This window comes from Psychrobacillus soli (genome assembly GCF_006861775.1).
GTDB classification, from domain to species: Bacteria; Bacillota; Bacilli; order Bacillales_A; family Planococcaceae; genus Psychrobacillus; species Psychrobacillus soli.
On the sequence record NZ_VDGG01000008.1, the window covers coordinates 94296 to 104089 of the forward strand.

The window sequence follows — 9794 nt, forward strand, 5'->3', positions numbered from 1 at the left end:
CGATGCAGGTCACACAGTCGTTGCGACACGACGAGCGCGTACTTAGACTGCGCTCCTTTAAATATTCACAACAAGATTATCGAAAATGATGAAGCAGTCACTTCCTGCTTCACTTCTTCCGCGGTAATGATGTAGTGATTATTTAGTCCAAAGCGAACTGAAAACGTACAAGTTGAAACTAGGATCTTTGAATGTTTCTTGTTAAATTTCAATGGTGGAAATTGGTTAATCAACAGACGTGGGATGCTATAATACTAAACGGACTTTTTTATTATAGTAAAATGCTACTTTTAACATATACCCCACGTAATAATAAATATATTCAGCTCCTAAGTTTCTTGACAATACGACTTGGCATTTTAAACTTAAACGCTTTATTCACCTTTACTAATTTTAATTTGTTTCTTATAGCCATATAGCTTTTCCCAAATAGATTACTATTTTCTACAATATCAATGATGATTGTTTCTAAAAATCCTAAACTGCATCCAATAATTAGTATAGTAAGAATAATCATATCGTAAATGCTATCGTAGGAATTCGGTGGATAAGGAATAAAATTGAGTTTGATATAAAAGAAGAGTACACCTATCGCTAAAGAAAACACTGGAATATATTTCATTAGGCTTTTGGAAACCTTTTTACCAAGATAGTAAGTAATACATGCTATAAGACTCATTAAGATTAAACAAACAATTATGCCAATCTTAAAACTCATTTGTTCACCTCTCTCATTTTATATTGATATGTTTCTAATCCTTCAGGTCATCTGTCTCCATAACATTACTATATTCATTAAATTAAAGAGATAACACTTCACCATACAGAAATATGGACAAGTACGGGCTGAATGACAGGCACCTATTGTTGGATATTAATTCCTCTACATTCAAGTCACTTCCAGTTTACCCAATCTTAGAAAAATTTAGTCTGTATTTGTTTGAATAAAACTGACTCCTTACAGCTTGTTGTCGATTCCAATCTATTCTTATTATTGACTTACCACTCGAGTTTGTTTACTGCTTGAAGAGTTTTCTCCTATATCATTTGGGATAGGGACACCCCATTTTCTGCTTATTTATGATATAATAGTTAGGTTCGTTTTGAGCAGCAAGGAGGTCTCATATTGAAATTTAATAAAGGTATTTTATTTATTTTATTAGGTGCATCATTTTTTGGTTTTACACCGATATTTGCTAAATTGGGATTTAGCTACGGCTACTCACTTGGACAAATAAATATCGTTCAAATGGTAATATCCTTATTTTTATTATGGTCTTTTACTCTACTTAAGCGCTCCAGTTTCAAAGGGCTTAATAAGAAGAATGTTCTTCAAATAATGATTACCGGTTGTTTTATCGGTTTAACTAGTATTTTTTATTATGGTTCAATGCAATATCTACCCGCCTCATTGGCCATTATTTTAATGTTCCAATTCGTTTGGATAGGGATCATTTTAGAATGGATTTTCAGTAAAATAAAACCTGCCCCTGTAACCGTATTGTCCATCATTTTAATCTTAATAGGCGTCTTTTTTGCTTCGAATATTTTAAATGGAGACATTCAGGGGCTTCCGCTTAAAGGTTTCATTTATGGAATTCTTTCCGCATTCACTTATGCTGGATTTATTTTTTTCAGTGGAAAGGTCGCTGTAAATGTGGATGCATGGACACGGAGCTCTTTGATGGTAACAGGATCAACTATACTGGTGTTTATCCTATTCATGCGTGACGTCCCTACTGTACTGCCTTTGGAGAAAGACTTATTAACGACTGCCATTGGAGTTTCGTTATTTGGAGCAGTCCTCCCACCATTATTTTTCGCAGTTGGCGCCCCTTTAGTATCGGGGGGAATTGCAAATATATTAACATCCATTGAATTACCTATCGCGATTCTTTCCGCTAGCATCATTTTGGCAGAAGCAGTAACACCTCTTCAGTGGGTAGGTACGGCTATTATACTAGTCGCAATTGGATTAAATGAACTCGGTACTAACTTTTTCCGAATTAGAGAGCATTTTAAAAAGACTAGCCACTGATGGCTAGTCTTTTTCTACTTATTTGATTGGCACCGTTTGCTTATCGTACAAGCTTATGTTCTTGGATAAAATCTTTTAATATATTGCTTAAATTTGAATCGCCGATTTCATCTAAATCATAGTGTACACGTGTAGACGGTTTATTTATCGAAATGATACGAGTTAAATCGATTGGTGTTCCAATAATTACTGCATCACAGTCAGAATTATTTATCGTTTCTTCTAGATCTTTCAATTGCTGTTCGCCATACCCCATCGCTGGAAGGACGTTTCCAATGTGTTGGTATTTGTTTAACGTTTCGGTTAGTGTTCCTACTGCAAATGGACGTGGGTCAATGATTTCCTTCGCACCCAAACGTTCCGCTGCAACTGTACCTGCACCAAGTTTCATCTCTCCATGTGTCAATGTCGGACCATCTTCAACAACTAACACACGCTTCCCTACAATATACTCCGGATGATCGACTGTAATCGTTGACTCCGCTTTAATAATCGTACTACTTGGATTTGCAAATTTGATATTATTTTCTACGATTTGAACAGCTTCCTCTGTCGCGCTATCTACTTTGTTAATGATAGCCACGTCAGTTGTTCTTAAACAAACTTCGCCGGGATAATATTTAAGCTCATGACCTGGGCGATGTGGGTCTAATACAGTAACAGCTAGATCTGGTTGGAAGAAAGAGAAATCATTATTTCCCCCGTCCCATAAAATAACATCACAGCCGTCTGGGTCATTTTCAGCCGCTGCCAAAATATCTGCATAATCGACACCAGCATATACAATGTTACCGCGTGCTACATGTGGTTCATATTCTTCCATCTCTTCAATTGTACAATTATGCTTCTTTAAATCTTCCACTGTTGCAAACCGCTGAACACGCTGTGCATTTAAATCGCCATAAGGCATTGGATGTCTCACTGCAATAACTTTTAAATCATGCTCCAATAGCGTTTCAATAATTTTTCTCGATGTTTGACTTTTTCCTGTTCCAGTTCGTACAGCACAGACAGAAATGACAGGCTTATTACTTTTTAACATGGTACCCTTTGGACCTAGCAATGTAAAATTGGCACCCGCTGCATTCACGATTGCACTTACGCCCATTAGATCTTCATAACCAATGTCACTATATGCAAAAACACATTCATCCACTTGCAACTCTTTAATCAACTCTGGTAGTTGATCTTGTGAATAAATATGAATCCCTTCTGGGTATAGTTCCCCTGCTAATTCACTCGGATATTTACGTCCATCGATATCTGGAATTTGTGTTGCTGTAAAAGCAACAACATTATATGATTCATTATTACGATAATACGTATTAAAATTGTGAAAATCTCTTCCTGCCGCACCTATAATAATAATATTTTTTCTATTCATGGCACTCACTCCTATAATTACATTAAATTATTATGATTATACCTACTAATGAATATTAATACAATAGCAATTTCAAAGATACTGGAAGTTTAGTAATATCAATACTAGATTTCTCTTCATAACGCAACGACTGCCTGACTCGTATTGTACAGGCCTTTCCCCCACTAATCTATCTAAATATTTGATAGATTACTAATTAACTAACTCTATATGTTCTGATACAATTAGGATGAAATACAACTCTACATTGCCCTTGTTAGGAGGCCCATAATGGAAAAATTGCAGTTTTTATATCAACTGAAACTCATTCCTTCCCTGTTAGATCAATCTAGTCGGACGGATAAAGAAAATTCAATTGTTCAACATCATTTTGAAGTATTACAAAACTTGCAAGAAGAAGGAAAGCTCCTTTTAGCTGGTAGAACTTTGAACATGGATCCAATGGGAATCGTCATTTTAGAAGTAGATACGGAGGAAGAAGCAGTTGAACTGATGAATAATGATCCCGCAGTAAAAGAAGGAATCATGGAAGCCCAACTATTTCCTTACCGGGTTGCTTTATACAAAAAGTAAAGCGATGCTTAATAAATACAAATTGTTTTTGATACTAGGTTCTGAAACAATTCATACTTGTTTTAAAACCCATTAGCCACTTACCACATTCTTACAATAATATGAACCAAATTGATTTAGTTCTTGTTGGGAATGAAAGAATAGATTCTATTCTTTAGATAAAGCAAGCAGCCGAAGATGCAATTTCGGCTGCTGTTATACATTATATTTACTGGTAAAAGAACTCGAAACAATATGGGATGGTAGCCATATCCAGACGATGGATATGAACTAACTTCTATTACTTCATATACTTTGCAACTAACTCATAGCATCTTTCTCTTGTGAGACTTGCTAGTGTAGCCACATATTCTAATGATTCCATCGAACCACCTTTATACTTTAGCGATGCTTCTTTGGCAATTTCATCTCTGCGTATTAACCAGTTCCTCTGTTCTTCTCTTAATTTATCCATCTGTTCTGTACTAAGCTGTTCTTTCAACACTCCGTAGATTTCGTTCAACTCCACATCCCATTTTCTATATCTCTCCGCCTCTTGTTCCTTCAACTCTACCATTGTTGTTCCAGCTTCTGTGTTTCTATCTGCTTCTTCCATCTCATTAAGTTTCTTGAGATATTCTTCCTTTTTACTTTCAGTGTTTAGTTCCCTGTTGTCAGCACCTTCTGAAGAGTTTTCTGTTGTATTTGCTTTCAAAAAATCGTCATTTGTACTCTCCGTCGAGTTGGTTTTCGATTTAGTACTTAGCTCATCAGACGAGTTTCCGCAAGCAGCCAATATGAATAGTACCTGGATAAATATTACCGTTAATATTTTTCTGTTATTATTCATTTTTAAAGCCTCCTCTTTGAAAATCATACAATACTTTAACATCATCCAAGTAAAAATTGCTTAAAGTACAATGCTAATTTATCTTTTTGACTAACGGTTTCCAATTTCATTTAAGCATTGCAAAAAACTAATCATTTTGAATAAGACTATCTATACTGAGCATATTAAACTCTAGGGGATATAGAAGAAACTCCCTAATTAAAACAAGCTCAGATCAATCGAATTTATGGATAATCTCTCCATTCGATTGATCTGAGCGTTTTGCAATTAGTTTGTAATTGTTATATTACCAATACAAAAAATAAGGGTTATATACAAATGGATGGACTAGGAAGAGGTGAGCATTTATACACTCACCTTTCATGTACTGGTTTAATCCCTTTTTTTAGGTTTATTTTTATTCATTTCTTTCGTTACTTTGTTTTTAGATATTGCAATAAATTCCTCGGCAAATTCCTCGTCAGGATTATTCGTAGGATTTTTATACAGTTCGTAACTATTATGCGTTCGAACATTCATTTTCTTATTACTATTTTTACTCATTAGTCATCACCTCCTAGAGTCTAATTTGCTCTAGATAGAGGATTTTATTCTTCGTGAATGCATGCACAAACCAATTGGAACTCGATACCACTGTATTTACTCATTAGAATATATATGCCAAAGTAACTAAAAATAAACATTACCTCTTATTCCTGCACAGACAGGCTAATGGGGAAGGCGAACAGGGCCAGCTGAATCCTATTAGCGGATACCTTATCAAAAAAATTATTTGAACATCACTTTATTAGTGTCCTATAAACGGGATCATTTCATAGTACCCAATTTGTAAAATACCAGGAACACTTGGTTCATGGCACACTAATTTTTATACTTTATTCTTTTAAAAAGCGCTCTAGCGTTTGTTATTAGCCTGAAATTAAGCCTTTTTCCAAACAGTTGCATACTTCTTTTTATATTTTGGATCCACTTCTTTTTCAATTAAATTTGATGCTATTTGTTTTACTTTCTCGTCCTTTGTTTCATCGTATAAATTTCGAAGTGCTTGAATAATATCAAAGCGAATTAATGTATAATTTTTTTCATGAGTACCATTTTCGAACCTATCTACAAGGCTATTTATGACCATTTCTTTTTGTTTCTGACCTGCTAATGCGACTCTCCAAATAGATTGTAAGCTATGTCTAGCTGTTACAAACTTCGGATCTTTTGTCACTTCCCATATCGCTGAAAAATCGCCTAACATTCGTTTTTCAGGATCACTTATCGCTAAATTTGCCAGAAACTGAGCACCTCTAGATCTTCGGTGATTGTCTGGATCCGTAAGCCATTCTATTAATTGATCCCAAACTTCATAGGCCCAATCCACTTTTTCTTTCGTAGCTGCTTTAATGTTCCCGAAAGCTTCGTATTGAAGTTCTTTGTCCTTTGCTTCTAAGTTTTCGAAATACGTTTGTATTTTATGATCCATTGGTATCCCCCTAAAATTTGTTCTCTGTGCCTCGCACTAGGAATGCACATTTTTTTTCATCGCCAATCCTCTTACTTTACTTTTCAATTCTATTGGATCATGCGTTACAACAAACGCTTTGGAGAATCGATTATAATAGTCATCTTCATGTCCTTTTGGAGAAAGGATGATCAATTTACGCCCGAGCTCTTCTGCATAGAGTTCAAAAACTTTTGCTTTGCGCGATTCATCTAGAGCACTATCAAATTCATCCAGGACGATAAAGCCTGCTCGGTTTTCTAAATTTTGCAGAAGTGCTAAAGCAAATAGCAAAGAACTTAAAGATTCCTCGCCACCTGAAACACCTTTTCCGACTCGTCCCCCTCTTGCCTTTAAACTGACATCTTCTAATTTTCCTCGATGTCCTTCTTTTCGGACATGAATAAATAACTTAAACACAGGACGACCTTTTTTGTCCGTTAGTTTTTGATAATTGATTTGCCCTTCAAATTGAAAAAGCCCCATATATTGCTCAAAAAGAAGATTAATCTTTTGAACTTGCATAGCAATAGCTGTTTCTAATCGTTGCTCGTTTTGCATCGCACGATCTTCGTTTTCCTCTAATAGATTTTTGGCAGCTTCTAGTTCATCCTTTTTACGGGTGACTTCCTGCTCCAATGTATGGAAATTCTCCACGGCATTCGGATTGATATCTTTTTCGTTTCGTGCATTCGTAAATTCCACTTTTGCTTGGTTTTGTCTATGTTGAAGGTCATACTTAGATTCATCTTTTTGCCGATCTTCCAATGCTTTTTCCACAAGATGTGGTACCAATTTCCGAAGATTGTCTAATTCTTCTTTATACTTCATTGCCAAGTTAGCCATCGCAATACGTTCTTCTACTTTTTCACGCTTTTGGTTCGAAACACGTAGAACTTCCCGCTCGTTTCGGTTGATTTCTTCTTCTAAATGATCCATATTTCGTTGGTTTTTTCGGAGCAGTTGCTGTAAATTGTACAACTCTTCATCTAATCTTTTTATCGAACGACGAAGATGAAGGATGTCATTCTTTGCCTCTTTCCATGCGTTTTCCAATTGTTGTAGCAGCTGTATTCTCTCTGTTTGTAAGCCAAATTGTTCATAAATTAATAAGTCTGCTTGTCTCATTTTCTCTTCTTCGGCATAACTATGTGCTTCTTTCCAAACCGCTCCTGCTTCTAGCTTTAGTTCTTTTTTGACATCTTTTAATTGCTGATAGGTACTTCTTAAGTTTTCTAATTGTTCAATTCGATATTCTTGCTCGCCTTTAGTTGATAAAAATGCTTCTGCTTCAACCACTTTCTGAACATCTGCGTTCCAAAAATGGTATTTTTCATTTTCCTTTTTCCATTTTCCGTCTAGTTCTTTTATTTTGTCCCGTAGTATACCAATTTGCTTTTCTAGTATTTTCTTTTGTTCTACTAATGCCTTTTTACTTAAAATATACACATTCGATTCTTGAGCACCTCTTACCCCTTGTTTATCAACTAGCAAGCCATCCACGATTCGAGGTTGCTCCGAGGTGAAAAATTGTTCAATCCACCATAAAACACGTGCAGCTTGGTTTTGTTCATCGGTAGAGAGACCTTCACGCATCATCAGTCCGAACGTCGGCAGTTCTGTTAGAGAGCGTGTAGGAATTATCTTTTTCAGTGATACATGGTATAAATCATTTGCTGGCTGACATTTGGATGCGTTATAAAAAATAGTATATTTAATAGCATCGAAGAGACGTTCCTTATCCATGCTTACATTATCCATTAGCCGAATAAAACGGCGAAGTGGATAAGCTTGAATATTTTGTTTTTTCAACTGACGAATGGCTTCTTTTTGCCGTGGTGATTCGATTTGATTACGCTCGAGCATTTCTAGCTCTTCTTCGTATACACGAAGCAGTTTTGCCTTTTCATCTCGCTGATTTCCCCAAGATTGTAGTGACAACTTAAGCGAAATAAGTTTAGCATTTAACTCATAGCTAGATATATAACGAGTAATCAGTTTAAGTGCCCCTTTACTTCGTTCTTCCCAAAGCTCAATGCTGGCTTCTATTTTGGATTGACTACGCATATTGTCATTCAGTTCTGCTTCTGTATGCTCTATCTTTGTATCCAACGCTTGTTCTTTCTCTTTTAAATGGATGACTTGCTTCTGGGCATGCATCCATTTTTCTTTCGTCTCTTGTTCTGGATAGGGCAATTTTCGATACGCTTCTGTCAGTTCGCTTAATTCATTTGAGCGTGCACTTACTTCTGCTTCTAGCTCTTTTGCGTCCTTTTCCTTATCGACTAGTTGTTGTTCCAGTTGTTGGTGCTGTTGCTCTTTAGCAGTATTTTGCTGTTGAAGCTGTTCTTTTTCTATGTTCTCTTTTTCGAACTGTACAGAGTTACTTTCTGCTTTTTCTGCTAGAACTTCTAGCTCCATTTCACGCGCTTCAATATAGGCTTCCATTTCTATCCGTTCATTGTCTGCATTCAATTGGAGTAAATGGGTCGTAAATGCGTACTGGTAGCCATTTTCATTTAGGCGTCTTTTATTTTCCTCGTAACGTTCTTTTTCACTGCGTGCTAAAGATAATTGAAATTCATATCCTTTTTGTTGAATAGTAGCTGTCGCTAAATTATCCTGTGCATCTTTGACGGACTCGAGACTTGTTTCCCAGTCCTTTTGAATTTTGTCAATTCCATGCATTTCACTAAATATGCGGAAACGTTCTTCCGGTGCCATCACTGCGAATTGATTTACTTCTTGTTGGTACCAGATCAAATAATAGAGATCTGGATGAATTTTGTATTTATATTGAAGCACTCGTCTATACGCCGTAAAGTTATTTTTTTGTGCATCTCCTGAGCGATAGGCTTGACGAAGTTCTAGATTTTCTAATTCATCGCCATCGCGAATTTCATAACGTAGTTTCAAGGGTTGCTTTGGGGTCTGCTCACAATATAAACTAAATTCTACATAGAGAGGCCCGTCAATTCTGGAAGGTCCATCATTTTTAAATAGAAAATGTATCGCGGCTCTCCAAGTTTGGTCTTCCGGTAGATTTTGAGACTTCAACCCTTCAATATCGACTTTACTCGAACGCAAGACAGCTCCCATACAAAATGAAATAGTCGATTTTCCTGCACCATTTGGACCAGTAATGAGGACATGATCATCTTCATTTTCTAAATTCATTTCTGTTGCTCCGTAATCTCGAACACCCGAAAACTGTAAACGCCAAGGAATCACAGCATTCCCTCCTGTTCATAAAGGTTGTACCGATTAAAAAACTTCATCACATCTTCTTTTGACAATTGGTTGGAATGACTAAATTCTACGGTTCTTCGTAAAAATGAATCTGAAAACATATGAACCCCAATTGCAGTTAAACGGTAAGCATCTTCTTTGTCAGATATTAGATGGCTTTCCATGGCTCCTATTTTCTTTAAGGAATCGAGCGCCAATTGTACACGTCGACCTCCCTTTAACATTTCATGAC

8 protein-coding genes and 1 pseudogene are annotated in these 9794 nt (G+C 36.2%); 2 read left to right on the forward strand and 7 right to left on the reverse strand.

The features are described from left to right. Window positions 1–322: 322 nt before the first annotated feature. Entirely contained in the window at window positions 323–718 is a 396-nt protein-coding gene (locus tag FG383_RS05345; RefSeq protein ID WP_142605821.1) for a hypothetical protein, read from the reverse strand. 408 nt (window positions 719–1126) lie between these two features. Between FG383_RS05345 and FG383_RS05350 the strand changes: the two genes are divergently transcribed. Continuing rightward, window positions 1127–2038: an EamA family transporter gene (locus FG383_RS05350; protein WP_142605822.1), complete on the forward strand. Its 912-nt coding sequence runs from the start codon at window positions 1127–1129 to the stop codon at window positions 2036–2038. 40 nt (window positions 2039–2078) lie between these two features. Here FG383_RS05350 and FG383_RS05355 read toward each other — a convergent pair whose 3' ends face one another. Continuing rightward, the gene (locus tag FG383_RS05355) at window positions 2079–3422 is read right to left on the reverse strand and encodes a cyclic 2,3-diphosphoglycerate synthase (RefSeq protein ID WP_142605823.1); all 1344 of its coding nucleotides are present in this window, start codon (window positions 3420–3422) and stop codon (window positions 2079–2081) included. Between the two features lie 270 nt (window positions 3423–3692). Here FG383_RS05355 and FG383_RS05360 point away from each other — a divergent pair, with 270 nt between their 5' ends. Beyond that, window positions 3693–3995 carry a YciI family protein gene (locus FG383_RS05360; protein WP_142605824.1) on the forward strand — a complete coding sequence of 101 codons (303 nt, stop codon included), beginning with the start codon at window positions 3693–3695 and terminating at the stop codon, window positions 3993–3995. A gap of 280 nt (window positions 3996–4275) precedes the next feature. On the opposite strand, the gene FG383_RS05365 is transcribed toward FG383_RS05360, so the two are convergent. From FG383_RS05365 to FG383_RS05380, 5 genes and pseudogenes are all read right to left on the reverse strand, one after another. Then, window positions 4276–4824, reverse strand: coding sequence for a lysozyme inhibitor LprI family protein (locus tag FG383_RS05365; RefSeq protein WP_142605825.1), 549 nt, complete (start codon window positions 4822–4824; stop codon window positions 4276–4278). A 372-nt stretch (window positions 4825–5196) separates the two neighbouring features. Next, window positions 5197–5367: a hypothetical protein gene (locus FG383_RS20840; RefSeq protein WP_185907856.1), complete on the reverse strand. Its 171-nt coding sequence runs from the start codon at window positions 5365–5367 to the stop codon at window positions 5197–5199. A gap of 376 nt (window positions 5368–5743) precedes the next feature. After that, window positions 5744–6295, reverse strand: coding sequence for a hypothetical protein (locus FG383_RS05370; protein ID WP_142605826.1), 552 nt, complete (start codon window positions 6293–6295; stop codon window positions 5744–5746). Window positions 6296–6331: 36 nt separating this feature from the next. Next, window positions 6332–9544, reverse strand: a complete 3213-nt coding sequence (locus tag FG383_RS05375) for an AAA family ATPase (protein WP_142605827.1) — start codon at window positions 9542–9544, stop codon at window positions 6332–6334. Then, a pseudogene (locus FG383_RS05380) lies at window positions 9541–9794 on the reverse strand (hypothetical protein); the annotation flags it as partial. The pseudogene FG383_RS05380 and the gene FG383_RS05375, both read right to left, overlap by 4 nt.